This is a genomic window from uncultured Tateyamaria sp., assembly GCF_947487805.1.
Taxonomy (GTDB): Bacteria; Pseudomonadota; Alphaproteobacteria; order Rhodobacterales; family Rhodobacteraceae; genus Tateyamaria.
On sequence record NZ_CANKXW010000003.1, the window covers coordinates 80,529 to 104,989 of the forward strand.

General features: G+C 63.3%; 23 protein-coding genes. 6 read left to right on the forward strand and 17 right to left on the reverse strand.

Annotated elements, in window-relative coordinates:
* Window positions 1–10 precede the first annotated feature (10 nt).
* From Q0949_RS09715 to Q0949_RS09740, 6 genes are all read left to right on the forward strand, one after another.
* Complete coding sequence (locus Q0949_RS09715) at window positions 11–718, forward strand: glutamine amidotransferase (protein ID WP_299371025.1); 708 nt, start codon at window positions 11–13, stop codon at window positions 716–718.
* On the forward strand, window positions 715–1,890 hold the full coding sequence (locus Q0949_RS09720; RefSeq protein WP_299371027.1) for an amidohydrolase family protein: 1,176 nt from the start codon (window positions 715–717) through the stop codon (window positions 1,888–1,890). Before Q0949_RS09715 ends, Q0949_RS09720 begins: the two co-directional genes overlap by 4 nt.
* The gene (locus Q0949_RS09725) at window positions 1,887–3,293 is read left to right on the forward strand and encodes an FAD-binding oxidoreductase (RefSeq protein ID WP_299371029.1); all 1,407 of its coding nucleotides are present in this window, start codon (window positions 1,887–1,889) and stop codon (window positions 3,291–3,293) included. The genes Q0949_RS09720 and Q0949_RS09725 overlap by 4 nt, the downstream gene beginning before the upstream one ends.
* Window positions 3,290–4,162, forward strand: a complete 873-nt coding sequence (locus Q0949_RS09730; RefSeq protein ID WP_299371031.1) for a TauD/TfdA family dioxygenase — start codon at window positions 3,290–3,292, stop codon at window positions 4,160–4,162. The genes Q0949_RS09725 and Q0949_RS09730 overlap by 4 nt, the downstream gene beginning before the upstream one ends.
* A 128-nt stretch (window positions 4,163–4,290) precedes the next feature.
* Window positions 4,291–5,946: an ABC transporter substrate-binding protein gene (locus tag Q0949_RS09735; protein ID WP_299371033.1), complete on the forward strand. Its 1,656-nt coding sequence runs from the start codon at window positions 4,291–4,293 to the stop codon at window positions 5,944–5,946.
* A gap of 107 nt (window positions 5,947–6,053) precedes the next feature.
* Window positions 6,054–6,539 carry a DUF2165 family protein gene (locus tag Q0949_RS09740; RefSeq protein WP_299371035.1) on the forward strand — a complete coding sequence of 162 codons (486 nt, stop codon included), beginning with the start codon at window positions 6,054–6,056 and terminating at the stop codon, window positions 6,537–6,539.
* A gap of 55 nt (window positions 6,540–6,594) precedes the next feature.
* Here the strand turns inward: Q0949_RS09740 and Q0949_RS09745 are convergent, their stop codons facing one another.
* From Q0949_RS09745 to Q0949_RS09825, 17 genes are all read right to left on the reverse strand, one after another.
* Window positions 6,595–7,077: a 3-hydroxyacyl-CoA dehydrogenase family protein gene (locus Q0949_RS09745; RefSeq protein ID WP_299371037.1), complete on the reverse strand. Its 483-nt coding sequence runs from the start codon at window positions 7,075–7,077 to the stop codon at window positions 6,595–6,597.
* Window positions 7,074–7,967: a helix-turn-helix transcriptional regulator gene (locus tag Q0949_RS09750; protein ID WP_299371039.1), complete on the reverse strand. Its 894-nt coding sequence runs from the start codon at window positions 7,965–7,967 to the stop codon at window positions 7,074–7,076. The genes Q0949_RS09745 and Q0949_RS09750 overlap by 4 nt, the downstream gene beginning before the upstream one ends.
* Before the next feature lie 59 nt (window positions 7,968–8,026).
* A complete protein-coding gene (locus Q0949_RS09755) occupies window positions 8,027–8,449 on the reverse strand; it encodes a thioesterase family protein (RefSeq protein WP_299371041.1) in 423 nt (140 codons plus the stop codon).
* Window positions 8,446–8,907, reverse strand: coding sequence for a flavodoxin family protein (locus Q0949_RS09760; protein ID WP_299371043.1), 462 nt, complete (start codon window positions 8,905–8,907; stop codon window positions 8,446–8,448). The genes Q0949_RS09755 and Q0949_RS09760 overlap by 4 nt, the downstream gene beginning before the upstream one ends.
* A 15-nt stretch (window positions 8,908–8,922) precedes the next feature.
* The gene (locus Q0949_RS09765; RefSeq protein ID WP_299371045.1) at window positions 8,923–9,102 is read right to left on the reverse strand and encodes a hypothetical protein; all 180 of its coding nucleotides are present in this window, start codon (window positions 9,100–9,102) and stop codon (window positions 8,923–8,925) included.
* A gap of 14 nt (window positions 9,103–9,116) precedes the next feature.
* Window positions 9,117–10,565, reverse strand: a complete 1,449-nt coding sequence (gene boxB / locus Q0949_RS09770; protein ID WP_299371047.1) for a benzoyl-CoA 2,3-epoxidase subunit BoxB — start codon at window positions 10,563–10,565, stop codon at window positions 9,117–9,119.
* Window positions 10,566–10,677: 112 nt separating this feature from the next.
* Window positions 10,678–12,336 carry a 2,3-epoxybenzoyl-CoA dihydrolase gene (boxC, locus tag Q0949_RS09775; RefSeq protein ID WP_299371049.1) on the reverse strand — a complete coding sequence of 553 codons (1,659 nt, stop codon included), beginning with the start codon at window positions 12,334–12,336 and terminating at the stop codon, window positions 10,678–10,680.
* Between the two features lie 97 nt (window positions 12,337–12,433).
* A complete protein-coding gene (locus tag Q0949_RS09780; protein WP_299371051.1) occupies window positions 12,434–13,255 on the reverse strand; it encodes an alpha/beta hydrolase in 822 nt (273 codons plus the stop codon).
* Window positions 13,255–14,778, reverse strand: coding sequence for a benzoate-CoA ligase family protein (locus tag Q0949_RS09785; protein ID WP_299371053.1), 1,524 nt, complete (start codon window positions 14,776–14,778; stop codon window positions 13,255–13,257). Before Q0949_RS09785 ends, Q0949_RS09780 begins: the two co-directional genes overlap by 1 nt.
* 85 nt (window positions 14,779–14,863) lie before the next feature.
* On the reverse strand, window positions 14,864–15,736 hold the full coding sequence (locus tag Q0949_RS09790) for an amidohydrolase family protein (protein WP_299371055.1): 873 nt from the start codon (window positions 15,734–15,736) through the stop codon (window positions 14,864–14,866).
* Complete coding sequence (locus tag Q0949_RS09795; protein WP_299371057.1) at window positions 15,733–17,505, reverse strand: AMP-binding protein; 1,773 nt, start codon at window positions 17,503–17,505, stop codon at window positions 15,733–15,735. Before Q0949_RS09795 ends, Q0949_RS09790 begins: the two co-directional genes overlap by 4 nt.
* Window positions 17,502–17,948, reverse strand: a complete 447-nt coding sequence (locus Q0949_RS09800) for a MarR family transcriptional regulator (RefSeq protein ID WP_299371059.1) — start codon at window positions 17,946–17,948, stop codon at window positions 17,502–17,504. Before Q0949_RS09800 ends, Q0949_RS09795 begins: the two co-directional genes overlap by 4 nt.
* The gene (locus tag Q0949_RS09805; protein ID WP_299371061.1) at window positions 17,948–18,709 is read right to left on the reverse strand and encodes a crotonase/enoyl-CoA hydratase family protein; all 762 of its coding nucleotides are present in this window, start codon (window positions 18,707–18,709) and stop codon (window positions 17,948–17,950) included. Before Q0949_RS09805 ends, Q0949_RS09800 begins: the two co-directional genes overlap by 1 nt.
* Before the next feature lie 71 nt (window positions 18,710–18,780).
* Window positions 18,781–20,133, reverse strand: a complete 1,353-nt coding sequence (locus Q0949_RS09810) for a TRAP transporter large permease (protein ID WP_299371063.1) — start codon at window positions 20,131–20,133, stop codon at window positions 18,781–18,783.
* Window positions 20,134–20,136: 3 nt separating this feature from the next.
* Window positions 20,137–20,703, reverse strand: coding sequence for a TRAP transporter small permease (locus Q0949_RS09815; protein WP_299371065.1), 567 nt, complete (start codon window positions 20,701–20,703; stop codon window positions 20,137–20,139).
* 73 nt (window positions 20,704–20,776) lie between these two features.
* Complete coding sequence (locus Q0949_RS09820) at window positions 20,777–21,784, reverse strand: TRAP transporter substrate-binding protein (RefSeq protein ID WP_299371802.1); 1,008 nt, start codon at window positions 21,782–21,784, stop codon at window positions 20,777–20,779.
* A gap of 155 nt (window positions 21,785–21,939) precedes the next feature.
* A complete protein-coding gene (locus Q0949_RS09825; protein ID WP_299371067.1) occupies window positions 21,940–24,354 on the reverse strand; it encodes an FAD-dependent oxidoreductase in 2,415 nt (804 codons plus the stop codon).
* Window positions 24,355–24,461: the final 107 nt, after the last annotated feature.

The following is a 24,461-nucleotide window of genomic DNA, read 5'->3' on the forward strand; positions in this document are numbered from 1 at the left end:
GGAGCAAGCAATGGACAAGCGACTTTTGTGCCTGCGCCACGGCGATGGCCCCATGGACGACCGGATCACTACATGGTGCGGGGCGCATCAGGTGCGCTGCGATGCGCGCCGCGCGTGGCAGGGCGATGATCTGGGGCAGGTCACCGACGACCTTGCCGGGGTCGTGGTCTATGGCGGCAACTACAACGCCTATGACACTGAATTGCACCCGTTCCTCAACGCGGAATACCGCATCATCGACGCGGCCATGACCGCGGGCGTGCCGCTGTTGGGGCTGTGCCAGGGCGCACAGATGATTGCCCACCACATGGGGGCCTTTGCCGGTGCGCCGGATCATGGCAACCACGAGTTCGGCTGGTACGAGGTCACCCCGACGCCGGCAGGCGCAGGGATGTTCGCGGAAACCCAGCATTTCGCGCAAGCGCATTTCCACACCTTCGGCATCCCCGACGGGGCCACGCATCTGGCGCGCAGTGCGCTTTTCGAGAACCAGGCCTTTGCCGTGGGCGACAACGTACTGGCCTTTCAGTTTCACCCCGAACAGACCATTGCCGGGTTCCAGCGCTGGATGGCGCGGGGTGAGGGTTGGGGCCGCTATGCCGAACCGGGTGTGCAGAGTAAGTCCGAACAGACCCGCCTGATGCTGGAGCACGACGCAGCGCAGGGCGCGTGGTTTCGCGGCGTGCTCGACACATTTTTTGCTGGTGCGCTGCGGTGAACATCCTTGTCCCGCACAGTGTGATTGCCGCGCCCACGGCCTTTGGCGGAAGGCCGCAGGGCGATTGCCTGCACGGCACGCCCGTGGTTCGCGGGGGCCGTCTGATAGGCCTGGCCCCACCCGAGGGTGCCGCGACACAGATGATCCTGCCCCGCCTGACAGAGCCGCATTGCCATCTGGACAAATGCCACACCATCGCCCGGCTGGGGCAGGTCGGCGGCGATCTGCGCCATGCCATCGCGCGGCAATACGAGGACAAGGCCAACTGGACCGAAGACGATCTGCGCACCCGTGCGTCACGCGGTCTGGCCGAGGCACAGGCCAACGGGTGCCACTTCATCCGGTCGCATGTGGACTGGGGCGACGGCCCTGCCCCGCCGCTCAGCTGGTCGGTGCTGACGGATTTGGCCGAGGACACGCCCGGCCTGCAACTGGCCGCGCTGATCGGTGTGAACCAATGGGCCGATGCCGATTTCGCGGCACAGGCCGCCGCCGCGGTTGCCCGAACGGGCGGTGTGCTGGGCGCCTTTGTGCTGGACCATGACCGGATGCAGGATGGGCTGACGCAGATCTTTGCCGCCGCCCGCCGCCATGACCTGATACTGGATTTCCACGTCGACGAGGGCCTTGGCGATTTCAACGGGTTGGAAGCCATCGCGGACATGGCGCTGGCAACCGGGTTCGACGGGCCGATCCTGTGCGGCCATGCGGTCAGCCTGATGGACCGCAGCCCGCATGATTTCGCCCGCATCGCCGACAAATGCGCGCGGGCGGGCATCACCGTCTGCACCCTGCCCGTGACCAACCTGTACCTGCAAGGGCGGGTGGACGGCACTCCGGACCGGCGCGGCATCACCCGCCTGCGCGAATTGCGGGCCGCGGGTGTGCGCGTGGTCGTGGGGTCGGACAATGTGGCCGATGCGTTCTGCCCGCTGGGAGCGCATGATCCGCGCGCAGCGCTGGCGCTGGCCTGTGTAACGGCGCATCTCGATCCGCCTTTGGGCGACTGGCTGCCCGCGATCACGACGGATGCGACCGTGGCGCTTGGCCACCCGGCGGGCCATGTGGACGGGGCCGCGCTGACGGATCTGCTGACCTGCGAGGTGACCCACACCGCCAACCTCATATCCGGGCGAACCGTCCTGCGACCGGCACGGGAGACACTCACATGACCTCGATCTCTGGCAAGACCGACATCGATTGGACCGCCTTTGCCGCCGACCTGGCCCCGGTCGAGACGATCACCGAACCCGTGCTGATCAAAAAGCGCAGCCGCGATTTCTTTTGGTATTCGCCGATCCTGAACGCGGCACTCAAACGCTGCTTTGGCGATCTGGTGGCGCGGCCTAAAACACCCGAGGAAATGGCCCATACGCTTGCCGTGGCCTATGCCCATGACGCGCCCGTCGTGGTGCGCGGTGGCGGGACCGGCAATTACGGGCAGGCGGTGCCGATGGCGGGCGGGCTGATCATCGACACCACCGCGATGGCGGGCGTCACAGAGATCGGCGACGGGCAGGTGACCGCGCTGGCCGGGACGCTGATGGCGGACATCAACGCAGCCCTTGCGCCGTCAGGGCAGGAGATGGCGATGTTCCCGTCCACCCAGGACATCGCGACCATCGGCGGCTTTGTCGCAGGCGGCAGTGCGGGCATTGGATCCGTGGCCAACGGCGCGCTGCGCGATCCAGGCAACCTGATCGCGCTGACCGCGCTGTCGGTAGAGGAAATGCCCCGCGCGCGGGTTTTCGAAGGGGAGGACACGCTGCACATCCATCATGCGTGGGGCCTGAACGGAGTGATCACGGACGTGACCCTGCGTACGGTTCCCAAGCGCGACTGGGTTGGCTGTATCGTGACATTTGATGCCTATGAAACTGCCTACGCCGCGGGCCACGCCATCGCCCTGGCCGAGGATATCGCGGCCAAGCTGGTTACGACGGTGGATGCGCGTATCTGCGCCTATTTCCCCAAGCTTGAGGGGCATATCCGCGCGGGCAAGCACCTGCTCGTGTCGATGATTCCGGCCGAAGACCGGGCCGCGTTCGAAGCGCTGACGCAGGGCCATGGCGGACAGATCGACTTGATGCTGACCGATGCGGAACGCCGGGCACTGGGCCTGCCGCACGTGTTCGACTTCAGCTATAACCACACGACGTTGCAAGTGCTCAAGGCCGACCGCAGCGCCACCTACCAGCAGGTGGGGTGCCCGGTGCCGCCCGATCCGGCGGCCATCGCGGCCCTGCGGCCCAAGCTGGGCGATGATGTCTGGATGCACCACGAATTTGCCCGCGTGGGCGGCGATATCGTCACTTTTGACTTGCCGATCATCTGGTTCACCAGCCCCGAACGGCTGGCCGAGATCAACGACACCTACGAGGCGAACGGTTTCCCGGTTTACGACGCACATACGTGGAACGTCGAAGGCGGTGGGCTCAAGGCCGACTACACCCACCTTGCCTGGAAAAAGCGGATGGATCCCAAGGGCCTGCTGAACAGCCCGAAATCCAGGTTCTGGGACGCCGTCAAACACCTCAGCCCCGAAGACATTGCCGCCAAGGGAGATGCCACATGAGAACCACACCGCTCACCGACCGGTTCGGGGTAGAAGTGCACGACATGGATCTGAGCACCATCGAAGATGCAGGATACCGCACCTTGCGCGGATTGTTCGAAGAGCACTCCGTTCTGCTCCTCCGCAGCCAGTCGCTGGACGACGCAGCCCGTATCCGGCTGGCCCGACGCTTTGGCCCGATCGAGGATCGTCTGGCCGATGAACGCCCCGCGGACGAGGATTTTGCCGTGCCGCAGGTCAGCAACGTACGGGAGGATGGCAGCCTGACAGGCGAGATGGACCTGCACAGCCTGCACCTGAAGGCCAACATGCTGTGGCATGCCGACAGCACCTTCATGCCCACGCCTGCGCTGACCAATATCCTGACGGCGCGGGTGGTGACCAAAACCGGCGGCGCGACAGAACTGGCGTCCACCCGTGCGGGATGGGCAGACATGCCGGAAACACTGCGCGCGCAGGTGCGTGACACCGGGTTCTGGCACCGCTATGCCCACAGCCGCGCGCGGATCAGCCCGGAGCTGGCGCAACTGCCCATGTTTCACAAATGGCCTGACCAGCTGTGGCGCGCGGTCTGGCGCAACCCGGTCAACGGGCGCGATGCGCTGTATATCGCCAGCCACGCCTTTGCGGTGCACGGGCAGGACAAGGACACAGGTGCCGCACTTATCGACAGATTGATCGAATTCACGACCCAACCGCAATTTGTCTATGCCCACCAGTGGCAGGTCGGAGATGTCCTGATTTGGGACCAAAGGGCGGTTTTGCACCGTGGGACGGCGTGGAATCACAACGAACCTCGAGTTTTATCCAGTATTTGTATTTCCGCGACCCCGGAAGATGGGGTTGACGCCATGCGCCTGATCGTTTGAACTTTGGGCGTCCCCCGCAAGGGGAGGCGATATAATCGCAGGTCAACTGCAACACCGAAAAGGCGGGGCACTCACCTCCGCCGAACAAGGGCGCGACATATGTCGCGACGCCAACAGAGAGGAAGAACATGACCTTTGTAACCCGTACCGGCAAACCGCTGCCTCAATCCGTTGTGGATTCGGCCGCCAAAGTCGGCACCGACGCGGTCAACCGCCGTGAATTCCTGGCCATCGCCAGCGCGTTCGGCGCCACGGCTGCCACAGCCTATGGCATGCTGGGCACTGCTGCACCGGCCATGGCCGACGGCCACAAGACCGGCGGCACGGTCCGCATCCAGCAGGAAGTCCGCGGCCTCAAGGATCCGCGCACCTATGACTGGAGCCAGATCGCCAACGTATCGCGCGGTTGGCTGGAATACCTCGTCAGCTATGAAAATGACGGCACGTTCAAACCGCAGCTGCTCGAAAGCTGGGAAATCAACGACGACGCCACGGTCTACACGCTGAATGTCCGCAAGGGCGTCAAGTGGAACAACGGCGACGATTTCACCGCAGAAGACGTGGCGCGCAATATCGCGGGCTGGTGTGAAAAAGACGTCGAAGGCAACTCGATGGCGGGACGTTTCGCGACCCTGATCGACGCAGATACGGGCAAGGCCATCGACGGCGGCATCGAAGTGGTCGACAGCCACACCGTCAAGCTGAACCTGCCTACCTCCGACATCTCGCTGATCCCCGGCATGGCCGACTACCCGGCGGCCATCGTCCACCCGGACACATCGCTGGAAAACATCGACAACCCCATCGGCACAGGTCCCTACCTGCCCGAAACGCTCGAAGTGGGCGTCAAGGCCGTGCTGGTCCGCAACGAGGACCACACATGGTGGAACGCCGGCAATGGCGCATATCTCGACCGGATCGAATACATCGATTACGGCACCGACCCGTCGGCCTTTGTCGCCGCGGCCGAAGCCGAAGAGATCGACATGACCTACTCGATCGAGGGTGAGTTCATCGACATCTTCGACACGCTGGATGGCTGGGTGAACAACGAGATCGTGACCGCCGCGACCATCGTGATCCGCCCCAACCAGCTGGCCGAAGTCGATGGCAAGAAGCCCTATGCCGACGCGCGCGTCCGTCAGGCCATCACCATGGCCGTGGACAACGAAGTGCTGCTCGAGCTGGGCTATGCCGGTCGCGGCATTCCTGCCGAAAACCACCACGTGGGCCCGATGCACCCGGAATACGCGGAAATCGCACCGCGCAAGGTGGACCCCGCAGCGGCCAAGGCCCTGATGGACGAAGCCGGCATGGGTGATTTCGAGCACGAGCTGATCTCGATCGACGATGCGTGGCGCAAGGACACCACCGACGCGGTCGCGGCACAGCTGCGTGACGCGGGCATCAAGGTCAAGCGGACAATCCTGCCCGGCTCGACCTTCTGGAACGACTGGGCGAAATACCCGTTCAGCTCGACCAACTGGAACCACCGCCCCCTCGGCGTGCAGATCTGGGCCCTGGCCTACCGCACCGGCGAGGCATGGAACGAATTCGGCTATTCCAACCCCGAATTTGACGCGCTGCTGGAAAAAGCGCTGGCCACGGCCGATGTCGAGGCGCGCCGCGCCCTGATGGCCGAGGGTCAGGCGATGATCCAGAACGACGGCGTGACGATCCAACCTTACTGGCGTTCGCTCTACAACCACACCAAGGACGGTCTGGTTGGCGGCGGCCACCACATCTCGTTCGAGATCCGCCCCGCGGAGCTGGCCTGGACCTGATCCAAGCCAAATCGATATCGAAAGGGCCGCCACCGTGCGGCCCTTTTTTATGGAAGCCCCCGAAACATCGCCTCACACGAGACCCCACAACACGCAAAGGCCACATCATGGAAACGACACTGCTGGCCGCGCAAGCCTTGGCCACTGCCCTGATCGCCGCATGGCTGACACTGGGGGTGCGCGACAATATCCTTCACCCGGCCGTCAACGAAACCTACACCGCCGAGGTGATGGAGATGACCCGCATGCGCGTCGACTACCCCGACGCATTTGCCCACGTGGCCCATCGCGCCATCACGAACCGCACGCTGCAACGCTGGGCCTTCCGCGCGGTGGTGACGGCTGAACTGCTGGCTACTCTCGTTCTCTGGGCGGGCACGCTTCTTTTGGCCCTCGCCGCCCTTGGTGCCACTGGCCAGGATCTCGCACGCAGCCTTGCCCTGTCGGGCGCCATGCTTTTCACCGCCGTCTGGGCCGGGTTCCTGATTGTCGGAAATCACTTCTGCTACTGGTTCTGCCACGAAGGCGCGCAGAACACGCATTACCAGATGACGCTCTGGGGTGTCGGCACGATGATCCTTCTGGCGCTCTGACGGGACGGTGGGCGGGGCGTCTTTGCCCGTAAGGGCAAACAGCGTCCGCACGGCGTCATGTCTCAATCAAGTCCACAACCCGCACGGCAGGATAGCCCAGTTCTACCACAGCGGCCTGCGGACAGGCCCGCAACGCCGTCGCCACTTGGCCGTGCACCAGGGTAACCAGCGCCGCTCCCTCGCACTCGTCGCGCGCCAGCTTCGCAAACCACGCTTCTTCCCGCACCAGATCCTCGATCAGCGGATCCACCACTGCACCGCCGCCCCCGGGATAGCGGTAAAACCCCCACCCGACGCGGCGGCCCAAACGGCCCTCGTTGACCATGCGGGACAAGACCGGGGTTGGTGCCGCACCTACGCCGCGCGCGGCCAGAACCACATCCAGCCCAACCAGATCCTGCGCCGCACACGGCCCGATCCCGTAGCCAAAGGCGACCAGTGCCTCATCCAGTTCCCACGGGTTGCTGTGCCGCAGGATCACATCCTCACAGGCACGCCAGAACCTGTCCTGCAATGGGGTGACAACCGGGGGGGTCATTCAATCCCGACCCGGCCCAGAAACCTGTTCTTGGCAATGGCCGCCAGCAGATCGTTCAGCGACGACTGCACTGTCTTCGACGTCGTATCGACCTGCGCCTGCGCCTTTTGATAGAGCGGCGTCCGCGTGGTCAGAAACGTCTTCAACTGGTCCATCGCGGCCGGGTTGCCCTCCATCGGGCGCAGGTCCCCCTGCGCGCGCACACGGGCCATATGCTCGCCGGGGCTCGTGCGCAGCCACACCGTGTGGAACCGCTCCAGAACCTGATCATAGGTGGCCGCGTCCTCGACGATGCCCCCCGCAACAGCAAGGATAAGCCGGTCATGGCGGTCCACAACGCGCGCAATCGCCTCGGCCTCGAGCGCGCGATACCCGTCCTGACCATAAAGCGCCATGACCTCGCTCAGCGGCATGGCCGCCTGCGCTTCGATCTCATCGTTCAACTCGACAAAGGGCACCCTGAGCTTCTCCGCGGCCATCCGGCCCAGCGTTGACTTGCCCGCACCACGCAACCCGATCAGGCAAATCCTGTGCGCCCGCAATGCGGTTGGGTTTTCCGGCGCAAGCAGTGCGCGCACGCGCCCCTGCACGGCCTCAGGTGCCGCCTTGTAAAGGCGCGCAACGCGAGCCACATCGCCATCGAGCGGCCCGTCCTCGCTCAGCAAATCCTCGATCCGGATGTTCAGCGCCTTGGCCACGCGGTCCAGCAGAATAACCGAGATATTTCCCTCTCCCGCCTCAATCTGCGCCAGATACCGGGGCGACACACCCGACAGCTCCGACAACGCACGACGCGGCATGCCCTGCCCGGTCCGCGCAGCACGTACACGGGCGGCAAGGCGTTCGATCATAGCGACCGACGCATCAGGGATGGGCTTCGGTGATGTCATGCGCACTTTTACTTGTCTTATCAACTAATCCTAGCGCGGCATTGCGCAAGATCAATGGGTTACGCGGCAGGAATGTGAGGCGCGATAACCTGACGCAGACTGGGCGGCGCAGGCTGGCTCTTGAATTCGTCCGCAATGATGAACACACAGACAAACGTTCCTTCAAAGCACAAAGTTCCGTCCTGCCGCCCATCAACCCGGAACGTCACGGAAGACGTGCCCAGCGCACTTGGCCACACCGCACAGCGCAGCCGATGGCGCGGCGTCACGGGCGCGCGGAAATCCATGCTCATGTGCACGAAAGGCGTGCCGATATTGCGGTCGATCTCGAGCTGGTACCAACCATCCCCGCCCAGATGCGCCTCCCACCAGGCGTTGATTGCATCCAGCGCAAACCACGGCAATCGCCCGGTATAGGCGATCCGCGCCGGGTCGCAATCGCCCCATGTCACGCGGATCTCATGTTCGAAAACCGGGCTCACGCGGCCTTGTCGGCGGCCATCTGCGCCATGATCCCCTGCACCCACGGCAGGGCGATATCTTCGGGCATCTCGAAACTGGACGCATCGTGGATGCCCCGTTCGCCCACCTGCGTGGCGCCTTGGGCCACCAGCATTGCGGCCAACTTTTCCGAGCCATGGTTGAACGTCTCGGCAAACACCTGATCACCCAGACCAAAGATGGCAAAGCGGATGCCCTTCAGATCGGGCTTGCCGCCAGTCAACGCCTCTTCGAATGGCAGCGCGGTCGAAGGCAGGTCGCCATTGCCGTAAGTCGACGTGACAAAAAGATAGAACGCCTCCGGCTCCAACGCAGACGGGTCCACATCGGCAAGGCTCTGGATGTCGCAGTCGAACCCTGCGCCCAGTTCCGTTTCGATATCCTCGCACAGGATTTCGGAATTGCCGGTCTCGGACCCGTAATAGATACCAACCTTCATCGCTTCACCTCACTCTCAATGCCGTGTCACGGCCATGTCGCCCGCCTTGTAGGCGCGCACCATCTCGTCCTGCTCATCGCGTGTCAGCATCATGTAGAGCGACAGGCACATCCCGGTACAGCCATCACAGTCCAGCAGGCAAAAGGCCCGGCCCGGTTTGGCGTCATTGCGCAACGTGGTTCGATCAATCCGCATGTCCACTTCCCCGCTCAGGCCATGTGCAATTTGACGTATTCAAAATCGCCGGGCTTGTTGTCGATGCCCACACGCGGCGGTGCGATCCAGCTGGCATACTGACCCGGCTCATAACACGGCTTCATCAACGACTGGATAAAAGCGCCGTCCTCCTTGGTGGGCAGCCACTCCGCCGCGCGTGCCGCCCACGCCTCGGGCGAAATAAACGTGCCCTCCGGCGTGATCGGCTGATTGGCAAATACGCCGATCTTGCGGTGGAACCCTTCGTGCGGCAGCTTCAGCTCGAATGCGATGCCCGTGCGCGCGATCTGCTTGTTCCAGCGGCGCAAGCCACCGCTCGCATCCCGGACATAGTCATCGCGCAGGCGCATGTTGATCGCGGTCAGAGCGGGCACATTTTCGGTCACGATCTGACCATCGCGGATGCTGGCGACCGCATAGGTGTCGCTGGTCAGCTTGTGATCGTCCTCGATCCGCTGCTCCATATACCGCCCCTTGATCCCTGCGTTGAACGCATTGGCGGCATTGGTGCTGACCTCCTGGCCGAAAAGGTCCAGCGACAGCGTATAGTGCAGGTTCAGCTTTTTCTGGATGGTAGGCAGGTCGATGACCCCCAGCGCCCGGATCTTGTCAATGTCATAGGGGTCGTCGATCCCGTTGGCCTGCATCGCCTCCAGCGTGGCCTGAATGGTCCGGCCCACGCCGGTTTCGCCGACGAACATGTGGTGCGCCTCTTCGGTCAGCATGAACCGGCAGGTGCGCGACAGCGGGTCAAAGCCCGACTGCGCCAGGCTTTCCAGCTGCATCTTGCCGTCGCGGTCGGTGAAATAGGTGAACATGAAAAACGACAGCCAATCGGGCGTTTCCTCGTTGAAGGCCCCCAACATGCGCGGCGCGTCCTCGTTGCCGGACGAGCGGACCAGCATGTCATCCGCCTCTTCGCGACCGTCCTTGCCGAAATACTTTTGCAGCAGATAGACCATCGCCCACAGGTGCCGGCCTTCTTCGACATTCACCTGGAACAGGTTGCGCATGTCGTAGAGGCTGGGCGCTGTGAGGCCGAGGAACCTTTGCTGTTCAACCGATCCCGGCTCCGTGTCGCCCTGAATGACGATCAGGCGTTTGAGCATGTTGCGATACTCGCCCGGCACCTCCTGCCATGCAGGCTCACCATAGTGTTCGCCCATCGGGATACGGCGATCCTCGACCGCAGGCGCCAGCAGCACGCCCCAGCGGTAGTCGGGCATTTTCACATAGTCGAACTTGGCCCAGCCCTTGGGATCAACGCTGACGGCGGTGCGCAGGTAGACCATGGATTTCTGAAAATTCTGCGGGATCAGGTCATTCCACCAGTTGATGTAACCGGGGTGCCATTTTTCCAGCGCCTTCAGAACCTTGCGGTCTTCGCTCAGCCCAACATTGTTGGGGATGCGGGTGTCATAGCTGACGTTCAATGCTGTCATGTCTTCATCTCCTCCGTTGGCGGTGGGCAGATTGCCCACCCTACCCAGTTGGACAAGGACCGACCGCGCCGGGACCTCGTAGGGTGGGCAATCTGCCCACCAACCGCGCGGGTCACACCCGCTCCATATTGAAATCTCCGCGCACACCGGTCCCGTACCGCTGCAACGCGCCGTCCTGCCCGACCGCATTGGGTCGGTTGAAGATCCAGTTCTGCCAAGCCGTCAGACGGCCAAAAATCCGCGTCTCCATCGTCTCGGGCCCCGCAAAGCGCAGGTTCGCCTCCATCCCCGTCATCGCATCGGGGCTGAAAGACGCGCGCTCTTCGAGGAAGATGCGGATCTCATCCTCCCAATCGATGTCATCCAGGATTTCCGTGACAAGCCCGCCTTCGTCCGCCTCGGTGGCCTCCAGCGCCTCGCCTATCTGATCGCGCAATCCCTCGGCATCATCCGAGCCATAGAACCGCGTTTGCAACCGGGTCAGGTCGTTGCCCATCGGGTAAGCCCCGAAATTCCCATCGCTCAGCGTGACCGTGGCCAGCGCACGGTTGTCGCCATCAAATTCGTCTTCCATCATGTAGGACCGGTCCACCGACCAAAGCAGTTCGGCCAGCACGCCCGCGAAACAGCTGCCATGTTCGACCAGTGCCACCAGCGACCGCGATGTCACGTCCACGCGTTTCAGCACGCGCTTCCAGTAGTGGCGGATCTCGCGCGCCAACCAATGATCCGGATTGCCGAGGATCAGCGCCTCATGGGCCAGAACCGCCTCGGGATCGCCCTGGCTGCGGATCACCCATACACCGGCTTCCATCTCGTTGAGACGCAGGTGAAGTACCGCGTCCTCCAACTCGCGCGCCAGACGCAGGATGTAGGCCTGCGCGCCTTGGGCGACCAGCGCCTCCATATCCGCGGGCGCGGCATCGTCCGGCCCCTTGATCAGGATGTCCGCCCGGCGGGCCGTGCGATCCACCGTGACCTCGACCAGCCCGTACGTGACCGACCCGTCCTCAGCCGCTGTCCGCTCCAGCGGGTCCAGCGTGATCCCCCGCGCCACGTCCGGCTTGTCCGAAGCCGCAGCAAACTCCACCGCCCGCGCCGCGACAACCTCGTCGAACCGCGCATTTGGCACCGCCTCGTCCACCAGCTTCCACTGCACTGCGCGCTTGCCCTTGACCCCTTCTTCGGTCGAACAGAACACATCCGCACGGTCGCGCCGCACCATGCGCTTGTCCGTCACGCGGGTCAGTCCGCCCGTGCCCGGCAGCACCGCCAACAGCGGCACCTCGGGCAACGCCACGGACGACGTCGAATCGTCGGTCAACATGATGTGGTTGCACGCCAGCGCCAGCTCGTACCCGCCGCCTGCGCACGCGCCCTTGACCGCCGCGATGTATTTTTGGCCGCTGTCGGCCTCTGCGGCCTCAAACGCGTTGCGGGTCTCGTTGGTGAACTTGCAGAAATTGACCTTGTGGCTGTGCGCCGCCCCGCCCAGCATCCGAATGTTGGCCCCTGCGCAGAACACTTTGTCCTTGGCCGAGCGCATGACCACAACCTTGACCTCGGGATGCTCGAACCGCATCCGCTGGACCACATCGTTCAATTCGATGTCCACGCCCAGATCGTATGAGTTTAGCTTGAGCTGATATCCGTCGAACAACCCGCCATCCTCGTCCACGTCCATCCACAACGTGGCCACCGCCCCGTCATAATCGACGCGCCAGTGACGGTAGCGGGAAGGATCCGTGCGGAAGTCGATGATATTGGACATGAATCAGTGTCGCTTTCAGGTGTGAGTTGGCATTATGATACATTAAATACATCGGAAATCGCATCAAGCGCGTCGCCAATCGGCAATTTGTTGCACTTTAATGCGGGATATCGGGGATTTCGACCACACTATGCTCCAGGCTATGCAGCGTATCCCAAAACCCGGCGACGGCCTGTGTGACGGTGTCCGCCGCGTCCTGATGCGGCGCATGGCCTGCGCCATCAACCAGACAGACCTCGACCGGCGCATAGGATCTGTCATGTGCCTCATCGACTTGCGCCTGAGTGCCGTAGGGGTCCTGCGTGCCCTGCACCACCAACGACGGAACGCGCCAGTGGTCGATCGCATCCCCCACATTCCAATCGGCAAAACCGGGGTCGGTCCACGCATCGTGCCAGCCGAAAAACGCGACATCCGGGTCGTCGTGATGCCGCGCCAGCCGGCCCTTTAGATCACCGGTGCGGTAGGCCTCGCCCGCAGCACGGATCGCCGCCAGCCCTTCGGGTTCGGCAAAGAAATGCGGCGCAATCAGCACAAGGCCGCGCACCCGCATGTCCGACACGGTCCCGGCGTAAATGCCCGCAATCGTGGCTCCGTCCGAATGACCCAACAGCACAGCGGATTGCACCCCTGCGGCATTAAGGACCGGGCCAAGCACCTCCACTGCCTCGCGCGTCATGTAATCCAGCGGGCGCGGCAATGCCGCCGCACTCGACCGGCCATAGCCCGCGCGGGAATAGGCCAGCACGCCCATGCCCGTGGCCTGCGCCAACGCGGCAGGCCACTCGCGCCACAGCCCCACGGAGCCCAACCCCTCGTGCAGCATCACCAGCGTCGGTGCCTGCACCGGCGGCGGCCCCCAGCACGCGTACTCCAGATCGTGCCCGGCTATGGCCATCCGCCCCGCGCTCCACTCCATCACAGATCCTTTCGCAGTTTGAACCGCTGTATCTTGCCCGTCGCCGTCTTGGGCAGGCTGTCCACGCATTCGATCCAACGCGGGTATTTCCACTTGCCGATCCGGTCCTTGACGTGGGCGCGCAACAGATCCTCGAGGTCATCGGCCCGCGCGCCGTTCACCACGACAAAAGCCTTGGGCTTTTCAAGTCCGTCCGCATCCCGCGCCGCGACCACGGCGCATTCAAGCACCGATGCGTGGCTGCTGATGGCCTGTTCGACCTCAAAGGGGCTGACCCAGATGCCGGACACCTTGAACATGTCGTCCGTCCGCCCGCAGTAGACAAAGCGCCCGTCGGCGCGCCGTTCATACTTGTCCCCTGTGCGCGTCCATACGCCCTCGAATGTGGCGCGGGTCTTGGCGCGGTTGTTCCAGTACCCGTCCGCCGCAGAGGCGCCATTGACCAGCAACTCGCCGATTTCGCCGGGCGCGACCTCAGCCCCGGCCTCGTCCACCAGCCGCACGGTATATCCCGGCACCGGCACGCCCGAGGTGCCGTAAACCACATCGCCGGGCGCATTGCTGAGAAAGATGTGCAGCATCTCTGTTGATCCAACCCCGTCGAGGATGTCCGCGCCCATCAGCGCCTTCCACCGCTGGCCCACATCCTTGGGCAGGGCTTCTCCCGCCGAGATGCACAGGCGCAGCGGAACATCCGGCGCGCCCTGCGCCTCGATCTGCGCGACCATAGCGGCGTAAAGCGTCGGCACACCGCAAAAGATCGTCGGCCGTTCCTGCACCAGAATGTCGATCACCCCACCCGGCGTCGGACGCCCGCCAAAGATCACGACCGTCGCCCCCACCGACATCGGAAAGCTCATGGCGTTGCCCAGCCCGTAAGCGAAAAAGAACTTGGCCGCGGAAAAGATCACGTCATCCTCGCGAATGCCCAGCACCTGCGCGCCGTAGGTGTCAGAAGTCGCGCGCATTGCCGCATGGACGTGGTGCACGCCTTTTGGTGCGCCGGTGGAGCCTGAGGAGTAGAGCCAGAAGGCCGTTTCGTCGTCATGCGCGTCGTGGGCGGGTATGGGCCCGGTCGCCTGCGCCATCAAGTCGTCATAGCTGGTGGTGCCCGCAGGCGCGTCGCCGATCACGATCACCGATGTCAGGTATGGGTTGTCCAGCACAGGCGCCACGACGTCGAACAGCGCCTCGGATACAACGAGGGTTGTCGCCCGGCTGTCGCGCAGGATCGCGTCATAGACCGGGGTGGCCAGCAAGGTGTTGAGCGGCACGGGAATGACACCCGCCTTGAGCGCGCCAAAGAACAGCACCGGAAACTCGATCTGATCCAGAACCAGCATGGCCATCCGATCTTCGGGCCGGACACCATGCGCCAACAGGGCGGACGCGGCACGCCCTGACGCGTCAGCAAGCGCGCCATAGGTCAGGCTGCGCCCCGTGCCCACCTCGCGAAAGGCGGTCTTGTCTGCGCGGCCCTCGTCCACGTGGCGATCCACGAAATATACGGCGGCATTGCTCATGCGCGGCCCTCCCAAACACACGGATGATGCGTTATCCTGCGCCCTGCGGCATGCTGCCGCAACGCTGGCGCTTCATTTTAGCATTTTACTGCAACCCCAGCAGCCCTGCGGCGTTGTTCTTGAGGATGTCCGGGCGCACGCTGTCCTTGATGTCGATGCCCTCGAAATCGCTCAGCCACCGTTCGGGCGTGATCATCGGCCAGTCAGAGCCAAACAGCACCTTCTTGCGCAGGATCGAATTGCAGTACCGCACGAGGATCTGCGGAAAATACTTGGGCGACCAGCCACTGAGGTCGATATAGACGTTTGGTTTGTGCTGCGCGACGGCCAGTGCCTCGTCCTGCCAGGGGAAGCTGGGATGGGCGAGGATGATCTTGAGATCAGGGAAATCCACGGCGACATCGTCCATATACATCGGGTTCGAATATTTCAGCCGCATGCCATTGCCGCCCGGCATGCCCGACCCGACCCCGGTTTGCCCGGTATGGAACAGCGCGATGCCGCCCTCCGCCTCGATCGCCTCATAAAGCGCATAGGCCATCCGGTCGTTGGGATAGAACCCCTGCATGGTCGGATGAAACTTGAACCCCTTGATGCCGAAATCGCGCATCAGCCGCCGCGCCTCGCGCACGCCCATCTTGCCCTTCCACGGGTCGATGCTGGCAAAGGGGATCAGAACGTCGCTGTTCTCGGCGGCGATCTCGGCAACCTCTTCGTTGGCGTAGCGGCGGTATCCCGTCTCGCGCTCCGCATCGACCGGGAAGATCACGGCGGCAATGTTCTGCGCCCGGTAATGTGCCGCGGTCTCGGGGACTGTCGGCGGGTGTTTCCACGGCGCGCGGAAATATTCGGCCATCGTGGATTGCAACATGTCATAGCCGTCATCCGGGTGGCACCCGCAGGGTTCCTCGGCATGGGTGTGGATGTCGATGGCGCGAATGGCCTCAAGGTCGATCATAGCAAGATACTCGCCGGGTCAGCGTCGTCATAAAGCCGGTCCACCAGCGCCGCTCGGCGCGCCAGCAGCTTGGCAAAGTTGATATTGCCCTTGGCCGTCACCTCGCCCGACCCGATGTCCGGCGGATCGGCCAGAACCAGCGCCCGAACCACCGTGCGGGCAGAGCCGCTGGTGCCCTTTGCATGCGTTTCCATACTTTTCCGTATGTCACGCGATGCTGCGCAGCGAAGCGCACCTTGATCCACGTCCCCCGTCGCGCTGTCCGGGCCGGGAAAGATCAGGATGCCCACATGGTCACGCCCCGCGCCGCACACCACCACATCCCGCGCAAGCGGCCCAAGCGCGGCCAGCATGTCAAGGCGCAGCTGTGCGGCCTGCACCCATGTGCCGGTGCTGAGCTTGAAGTCCTCCGACAGGCGGCCGTCAAAGACCAGACCGCGGGACATATCACCCGGATCGGTGAAACGCATCGCGTCGCCTGTAATAAAAAATCCCTCTTCATCAACAGCTTCCACCGATTTTTCCGCATTCTGATGATAGCTCTGAAATATGCTCTGCCCCGCCACGCGCACATCCATGCGCCCGCTTCCGTCATCCACCAGCTTGACCGTCACACCGGGCAATGGCACGCCGACCATGCCTGCGCCTTTGGCCGGCTCGTGCTGCAACAGGGCGGCAGGCGCAGTTTCCGTCAGCCCCCAGCTCGATGTGATCAGCGGCATCCGACCCGCCGTTTCCATCGCCATACGCTCAAGTACGCTCCACACGTCCTGCGGCAGGGACGCACCGGCATAAAAGATCATGTCGAGGTCGCGGAAATAGATCTCGCGCAGGGCGGCGTCCGCCTCCATCGCCTTGACCAGGTGCGCAAAGCCAACGGGCACGTTGAACGACATCGTGCACGGCACAAGGCCGAGGTTCTCTATCGTCCGCCCGAACATGGCGGGCAACGGGGTGCCGTCGTCGATATAGAGCGATCCGCCATTGGCCAGCACGAGGTTAAAGTTGTGCGACCCGCCGAACACATGGTTCCACGGCAGCCAATCCACCAGAACCGGCGGGCGCGCCTGTACGAAGGGCAGGCCCACCGCAATCTGCGCCTGATTGGTGGTCATCATGCCATGGGTCGTCACAACCGCCTTGGGGTCAGAGGTGGAGCCGGAGGTGAGCAGCAGCTTGGCCACTGTGGACGGCCCGACGTTTGCGTGGGCCGCATCCACATCCGCCGCGCCGCGCAGGTCGGCCAAGGTCCCCGCCCGCCCCGTCTCGACGCGGGACACCAGCTTGGGACAGTCAAACAGATCCAGCGCAGGGCCAAAGGCATCATCATCCGCCGCATAGACCAGACCGGGCCGGGCCAGACCGCGCACATACTCCAGCCGCGCCCGCGCCGCCGGGATCAGGCTGTATTGCGCGGCAACGGGCATGGTCACCAGCCCGACATATTGCGCCGCAAGGGTCAGCACCGCGTGATCGATGGAATTGCCGGACAGGATCAGGATGGGCCCGTCGATACCGTGCGCCAACAGCCCACCCGCGATGCGCCGCACCTCGACGCGCGCCTGTGCAAAAGACAGCCTGCGCCACCCCGCCCCCGCCCGCTCGGCCAGAAATGTCCGGTCCGGCGCCGCCTCGGCCCAACGGTCAAGCCAAACGCCGGTTGACCGTTCCGCAGGCGGCAGATCATAGCCTGAACGCAGCAGGATTGTGCCATCCGCACGGTCCTCGCGCAGCACTTTGTGCGGTCTGAGGCCCAGGTGCGCCGTCATGAACCCACCTCAATCCGGCCCAAGGCCTTGCGCACCGTCGCCACCTCGTCCGCGCGCAACCCGTCCAACATGCGCCGGTCATGCGCCTCGACCGCCGCGCGCGCCTGATCATAGACGCAGGCCCCGGCCTCGGTGCAGTGCAGCGCGTGCGCGCGCCGGTCCAGCGGATTGGGCGCGCGCGTGACCCACCCGGCCTGTTCCAGTTGATCCACGTAGACCACCATATTCGCCCGTTCGATCAACAGCGCCTCGGCCAGCTGGCTGGGCCGCAGGCCGGGGTTTTCCACGATCATCGACAGAGTGGAAAATGTCAGCATCCGTAACCCGAACGGCTGCAACGTGCGCGCCAGATCCGCCTGCAACACGTTCATCGCGCGTTTCATGTTATAGCCTACAAAGGCCCGCAAACGCGCGTCGGACACGGATGTGGCCTCGGCCCGCATCACCGAAACCTCGGCGCGCGCTTTTCCAGAAACGCCGCCAGCCCTTCGACCGCGTCGGGCGAGGTCTGCGCAAGGGCCGCCGCCATGCTTTCGACAAACAGCCCGTCCTGCCGCGACATGTCGGCAATGCGCGCGATCCCCTGGATCATCATGTAATTGGACAGGGGCGCGTTCCCGGCGATCTGCTGCGCGATCTCCATCGCGCGCGGCAGCGCCTCGCCCGGCCCCACGGCGTAGTGGGCCAGACCCAGAGCCACCGCATCCTCGGTGCCATATTTCCGACCCGTCAGCATCATCTCGGTCATGCGGTCCGGGCCAAGGATCCGCCCGACCCGCACCGTCGCCCCACCACCGACAAAGATACCGCGCCGCCCTTCGGGCAGTTGAAAGATGCAGTCGGGTTCAGCGATGCGCACATGGGTCGACGTGGCCAGTTCCAGCCCCCCGCCGATCACCGCACCGGTCATCGCGGACACCACAGGCAGGCCCGATCCCTGCACCTTGTCCATCACCGCATGCCAGCCGCGCGAATGATGCAGCGTGCCCTCGGCATCGCGCGCCACATGTTCGCTGAGGTCCAGACCGGCGCAATAGTGCCCGCCCGCCCCGGTGATGACCGCCACCCGCACGCCTTCGGGCGGTGCGGAGAAAAACGCGTCAATCTCGGCCAGCAGCCCGTCGGACATCGCGTTGCGTTTGGCCGCGCGGTTCAGGGTCAGAACCGCCACTGCATCGCGCACGTCTACCAGCAAATCCGCCATGAACATCCCGTTTGGTTATGCTTCATAACTATCTAGGCACGATTCGACCCGCGCGCACAAGCGCGACGCTCTCAGGGAATGAGGAACAAGGTGATCGCCGGAAACAGCACCAAAAGCACAACCCGCACAATGTCCGACCCAACAAAGAACAGCACCGCCTTGTAGGTCTCGGTCATCGGAGTCGTCCGGTCCATTGCGTTGATGATGAACAGGTTCATCCCCACCGGCGGCGTAATCAACCCGACCTCGACCACGATCAGCACCAGAATGCCGAACCAGATCGCCACATGTTCCGGCGTCATCCCGAAATCGAGCCCCTGGATCACCGGGAAAAAGATCGGCACCGTCAGCAGGATCATCGACAGGCTGTCCATCACACAGCCGAACACGAGGTAGAACACGAGGATCACGCTGAGCACCAGAATGGGTGTAAACCCTTGGTTCAGGACGTAATCTGCCAGCCATTGCGGCGCGCCGGACAGCGCGAGAAAATTGTTGTAAAGCGAAGCGCCCAGCACGATGAAAAAGATCATCGCCGTGGTCTTGGCCGTGCCGATCAGCGCCTCACCCAACACCGCCCACGTGAGGTTGCCACCCACCAACGCCACGAACCCGGTGCCCGCGGCACCGATGGCGGCCCCTTCGGTCGGGGTGAACCAACCGGCATAGATACCGCCCACAACGATGGCAAAGATCGCAAGCACCGGCCAGGTATCGCCCAGCGCCTTCCATCGTTCCGCCATGGGAACCGGTGGACGCGTGCCCGCCGACCCCGGAAACAGCCGCACATAGATCGAGATGGTGATGACATAGCCGATGGCCGCCAGAATGCCGGGGACAAACGCCGCCAGGAACAGCTTGGCAATGTTCTGTTCGGTGATGATCGCATAGATCACGAGGATCACAGACGGCGGGATCAGGATGCCCAGCGTTCCCCCTGCGGCCAGCGTCGCCGTCGAAAATCCGCCCGAATAGCCATAGCGTTTCAACTCCGGCAGGGCCACGCGGCTCATTGTGGCCGCAGTGGCCAGTGACGACCCACAGATCGCGCCGAAACCGGCACATGCGCCCACGGCGGCCATGGCCACGCCCCCGCGACGGTGTCCCAGAAACCCTTCGGCCGCTTTGAACAGCGCGGTGGACATGCCCGACAGGGTCGCGAACTGCCCCATCAGCAGGAACATCGGGATGATGGTCAGCGAATAGTTGGAAAAGGTCGTGTAGGTCTCGGATTTCAGCTTGGCCAGAATCGGGATCGGATTGCCGTTCATGGCAAATATCCACCCAAGCAGCCCGCACAGGAACATGGCCAGCCCGATGGGTGCGCGCAGGAAAATCAGGCCCAGCAGGATCGGGAATGACCAAAAGCCCAGCTCAAGCCGGCTGAGGCCCACGAATTGAACGATGTCGCGTATCCAGTCCATCGCTCAGCCTTCCGGTAGGATCATGCGGCCGGTCGCGGCCTCGACGAGGCGCGCATAAGCGCAATAGATGGCCGTGATGCTGGCGATAATCGCGGCGCCCACGGCTGCGGCATAGGCCCACCAGACCGGGAATTGCAGGAACAGCGTCGTCTCTCCATTGCCGAGATACCGCAGCATCCCCTCGTAAAGGCGCAGCGATATGAACACGATGACCGCCGCCAGCACGATTTCCCAGAACGCCCGCAGCCACCCAAGGGGCCGCTGTCCCAACCGCGAGGTAAACACATCCACCGTCGCGTGCTGGCCATAGAACTGACAGACCGGAAAGAACGCAAAGATGGCAAAGGCCACGCCCGCTTCGGTCAACTCGTAGGTGCCGTTGATCTCGTCCACGCCCGTCGAGACGATGAAATTACCAAGGGCCGCCAGCGCACCATCGCCCAGCGCATGCCCCATCTTGGACAGCTCGCGCCCGACGATGGACAGGGTGGTCAGGACAATCAGGATCAACAGGACAATCCCGCCGATCACTGCCGACGCGCGCGCCAGCCATTTCACCACCCCATACATGCCTGCCTTACCCCTTTGGACAAATCGGGCCGCGGCATGGCTGCCACGGCCCGGTTTCACGTTTTGCGCGGGCTTAGCCCTCGTAGGCGTCCATCAAAGCGCGCGCCTCGTCGATCAGCGCCTGACCGTCGATGCCCTTGCTTTCCATATCGGCGACCCATTCGTCATAGATCGGCTGCGACACAGCGCGCCATGCGTCCAGATCGGCCCCGGACACGGTCACGATGTTGTTGCCATTGTCCACCGCCAGCGCCCGCGCGGGCCCATCGGAATCCGCCTGTGTGCCACCGGCAAAAATGCTGAACTCAAGGCCCGAATTGTCATCAATGACCTTTTGCAGGTCCGCCGGCAGGCCCTCGTAACGGTCCTTGTTCATCGCCAGCACAAAGGTCAGCGTATAAAGCGCTTCGCCTTCAAACTCGGTGTGGTTGCCCACCAATTCCGGCACTTTCAGCGCGGCAGTGACTTCCCACGGGATCGTGGTGCCGTCGATCACACCCTTGCTCAGGCCCTCGGGCACGGCTGGCACCGGCATGCCGACAGGTGTGGCACCCATCTTTTCCAGCAGGTTGTTGACGGTACGCGACCCGCCGCGGATCTTCAGACCCTCCATATCGGCGGGGGTCTTCACCTCTTTGTTGACGTGGATCATGCCGGGGCCGTGCACCCACGTGCCCAGGATGTGCACATCCTTGAACTCTGTGTCCTTCATATGCTTTTCGAACATCTGCCAATAGGCCGACGACATCGCACGTGCGTTTGTCATCATAAAGGGCAGCTCGAACACTTCGGTGCTGGGATAACGGCCGGGGGTATAGCCCACCACGGTCCAGACAATGTCTGCCACGCCGTCGATCGCCTGATCCATCAGCTCGGGCGGACGCCCCCCCAGCTGCATCGACGGATAGCGGTCAATCTTGATCCGCCCATCCGAGGCCGCTTCGACATTGTCGGCCCAGACGTCCAGAACCAGTTTCGGCACGTTCGCTTGCGCGGGCAGGAACTGGTGCAGGTTCAGCGTGACCTCTTGCGCCAGCGCCGCCGTTCCCGAGCCCACGGCAAAGGCGGCAGCACCCACCATGTTCAGGAATGATTTGCGAGTGAATGACATAGATTTCCTCCCATTTGCCGGTCAGGCACGAACCGCGTGACTCGGTCTTCGCTGGGATTGTTATGCAACGCAACTATGTCTGTCACCCGCCTTTGTAACTATATCACCGCTTTCTCGCGCTTTGGTCAGCTCCGCGGATGCGTCGTCTGCGGGTCATAGGGACCGGGCGCAATAACCTGTGCGCCCACGTCATGGCCCAGAATATCCACCGTGAATTCAGTGCCTTGTTCGGAATGCTCCGGCTGCACAAAGGCATAAGCCAAGTTCATGCCAACCCGGTGCCCCCAATCGCCCGACGTCACCGTGCCGACAACGGCACCATCCTGCATCACGGATGCGCCGGGATGGGCGGGTGTGGTGGTGCTGTCGATGCGCAGCGACACGAGGCGACGGCTGACGCCCCTGGCCTGCCGCGCCTCAAGGCCCGCCTTGCCGACGAACGTCTTGTCCATCTTCACGAACCGGTCCAGCCCGGTCTCGAACGGGTCGAACTCGGTGATCAGGTCGGCCTTCCAATGCAGGTATCCCTTTTCCATCCGCATCGACTCCACTGCGCGCGCGCCAAACAGGCGCAGCCCATGCGCGTCTCCAGCCGCCCGCAGCGCCAGATAAGCCGCATAAAGCTGGTTGTTCGGCACGTGGATTTCATAAGCCAGTTCGCCCGAGAAACTGACCGACATGACAACCGCAGGCGCGATACCGACAAAGGCGCGCCGCACCGACAACCATGGAAACGCCGCCTTGGACCAATCACCCCGCGATACGGCGGACAAAACGTCGCGCGCCTTGGGCCCGGCCAGAACAAGGATGGTGTGATCATTGGTCAGCGACCGCAACGAGACGTCAAACCCGTCCGCATGGGCCTCGAGCCAGTCCATGTCGTGCCACTCCGCCGCTGCCGCGGATCCGAACCACACCGGCCCACCGGGAATATTGGCAATGGTCGCCTCGCCCTTCACACAGCCATGGTCGTTCAAAAGATACCCCAGACCCACCTTGCCGGGCTTGCGCGGCACCCGGCCACAGATCACGTGATCCAGAAAGGCATGGGCGTCCGGCCCATCAATCTCGATCCGGTTGAACCCGTTGACCTCGGCCAGGCCTGCGGCGCTCTGCACTGCCGCGACCTCGGCCGCCACCACGTCGAACGCCTCGTCAAAATGGAACCCGTGCGTGACAGCAAAATCAGGCGCCGGCTTGAAATACTCGGCCCGCTCCCACCCGTTCACAACCGTGAATTCCGCCCCCTCGGCCGCCAGCACCGGCGTAAGCGGCGTGGTCTTGATCGGCCGCCCAGCGGGACGATGTTCATGCGGGAAATGGAACCGGAATTCGTTCTGGTAATCCTCAATCGCCTTCAGCGCCGTCAACTCGACATTGCCATGGCCCGTGAACCGGCGCGGATCGATCACCCATGTGTCATAGCACGCCTCGCCATGCACGATCTGCTGGGCCAGCAGCCACCCATGGCCACCCCCCTCGCCCAAACCGGCACGCAGCCCGATGATGCAGAACGCATTCCGCTTGCCGGGGATCGGCCCCACCAGCGGCGCGCCGTCGATCGTGTAGGTGATCGGCCCGTTCACGACGTTCTTGATCCCCACCTCGGTCAGGGCCGGCATCCGCGCAAACGCGCCCTCCAGCACATCCGTGATCCGGTCCAGATCGTCAGGGCACAGATCGTTCGAGAAATCTGGGGAAATCCCGTCCATGCCCCAGGTCTTGCAGTCCTGCTCGTAAAATCCCAACAGCAACCCGTTCTTTTCCTGACGGCAGTAATAGTCGCTGATCGGACACCGCAAGAGCGGCATCCGGTGCCCCGCTGCAACAATGCCGGGGATCTCGTCAGTCACGAAATACTGATGTTCCATCGAGGCCACGGGGTGATGCACCCCCATCATCGCCCCCACCTCGTTCACGCGGTAGCCGCAGGCATTGACGACCACTTCGCAATCGATGTCGCCCTTGTTCGTGTGCACGGTCCAGCTGTCATCCTTGTGCTGGGTCAACCCGGTCACATTGGTCTGACGGTACACCTCCGCACCCGCCTTGCGCGCACGCCGCGCCAAGGCCTGGCACAGGGACGCAGGGTCGATATCTCCGTCATTGCCATCCCAAAGACCGCCCAGCAGGTTGTCGGTCGAGATAAGCGGGTGCCGCCGCGCGCATTCCGCCGCGTCGATCACCTCGAACTCCACCCCCATGCCCCGCGCCATTGACGCGAAATGGCGATAACCGTCCATCTGCGCCTCCGTATTGGCCAGCCGGATGCCGCCGTCGCCGTGATTGTACTGCACCGGGTAATCCAGATCGTCGCGCAACTCCTGATACAGAGCAATCGAATGCGACTTCAGCCCCACCATCGTCTGGTTCATCCCGAAATTCGTGACCTGCGCCGCCGAATGCCAGGTCGTGCCGCTGGTCAACTCGTCCCGCTCGACCAGCACCACATCGGTCCACCCCTCTTGCGTGAGGTGATACAGGGTCGAACACCCTGCAATGCCACCGCCGATCACCACGGCTCGGGTCTGGGTTTTCATGGCCACTCTCCGGATTTGCATATTTGCCGGAACAATGAAGAGCACACCCCCAAGGTCAATCGAGACCCTGTAGTTTCATTGTTCTGAAAATATGCATTTGCTGACGT

Coding starts and splice junctions, on each gene's coding strand:
- Q0949_RS09765 (WP_299371045.1), bottom strand. CDS start 9,102: ATGCGGATTGATCGAACCACGTTGCGCAATGACGCCAAACCGGGCCGG.
- Q0949_RS09820 (WP_299371802.1), bottom strand. CDS start 21,784: ATGGTGGGTGCTGCCGCCTTTGCCGTGGGCTCGGGAACGGCGGCGCTG.
- boxB (WP_299371047.1), bottom strand. CDS start 10,565: ATGACAGCATTGAACGTCAGCTATGACACCCGCATCCCCAACAATGTT.
- Q0949_RS09805 (WP_299371061.1), bottom strand. CDS start 18,709: ATGGCGGATTTGCTGGTAGACGTGCGCGATGCAGTGGCGGTTCTGACC.
- Q0949_RS09735 (WP_299371033.1), top strand. CDS start 4,291: ATGACCTTTGTAACCCGTACCGGCAAACCGCTGCCTCAATCCGTTGTG.
- Q0949_RS09750 (WP_299371039.1), bottom strand. CDS start 7,967: ATGACATCACCGAAGCCCATCCCTGATGCGTCGGTCGCTATGATCGAA.
- Q0949_RS09725 (WP_299371029.1), top strand. CDS start 1,887: ATGACCTCGATCTCTGGCAAGACCGACATCGATTGGACCGCCTTTGCC.
- Q0949_RS09810 (WP_299371063.1), bottom strand. CDS start 20,133: ATGGACTGGATACGCGACATCGTTCAATTCGTGGGCCTCAGCCGGCTT.
- boxC (WP_299371049.1), bottom strand. CDS start 12,336: ATGTCCAATATCATCGACTTCCGCACGGATCCTTCCCGCTACCGTCAC.
- Q0949_RS09715 (WP_299371025.1), top strand. CDS start 11: ATGGACAAGCGACTTTTGTGCCTGCGCCACGGCGATGGCCCCATGGAC.
- Q0949_RS09760 (WP_299371043.1), bottom strand. CDS start 8,907: ATGAAGGTTGGTATCTATTACGGGTCCGAGACCGGCAATTCCGAAATC.
- Q0949_RS09730 (WP_299371031.1), top strand. CDS start 3,290: ATGAGAACCACACCGCTCACCGACCGGTTCGGGGTAGAAGTGCACGAC.
- Q0949_RS09785 (WP_299371053.1), bottom strand. CDS start 14,778: ATGAGCAATGCCGCCGTATATTTCGTGGATCGCCACGTGGACGAGGGC.
- Q0949_RS09795 (WP_299371057.1), bottom strand. CDS start 17,505: ATGACGGCGCACCTGGGCCTCAGACCGCACAAAGTGCTGCGCGAGGAC.
- Q0949_RS09745 (WP_299371037.1), bottom strand. CDS start 7,077: ATGACCCCCCCGGTTGTCACCCCATTGCAGGACAGGTTCTGGCGTGCC.
- Q0949_RS09825 (WP_299371067.1), bottom strand. CDS start 24,354: ATGAAAACCCAGACCCGAGCCGTGGTGATCGGCGGTGGCATTGCAGGG.
- Q0949_RS09740 (WP_299371035.1), top strand. CDS start 6,054: ATGGAAACGACACTGCTGGCCGCGCAAGCCTTGGCCACTGCCCTGATC.
- Q0949_RS09780 (WP_299371051.1), bottom strand. CDS start 13,255: ATGGAGTGGAGCGCGGGGCGGATGGCCATAGCCGGGCACGATCTGGAG.
- Q0949_RS09790 (WP_299371055.1), bottom strand. CDS start 15,736: ATGATCGACCTTGAGGCCATTCGCGCCATCGACATCCACACCCATGCC.
- Q0949_RS09800 (WP_299371059.1), bottom strand. CDS start 17,948: ATGCGGGCCGAGGCCACATCCGTGTCCGACGCGCGTTTGCGGGCCTTT.
- Q0949_RS09815 (WP_299371065.1), bottom strand. CDS start 20,703: ATGTATGGGGTGGTGAAATGGCTGGCGCGCGCGTCGGCAGTGATCGGC.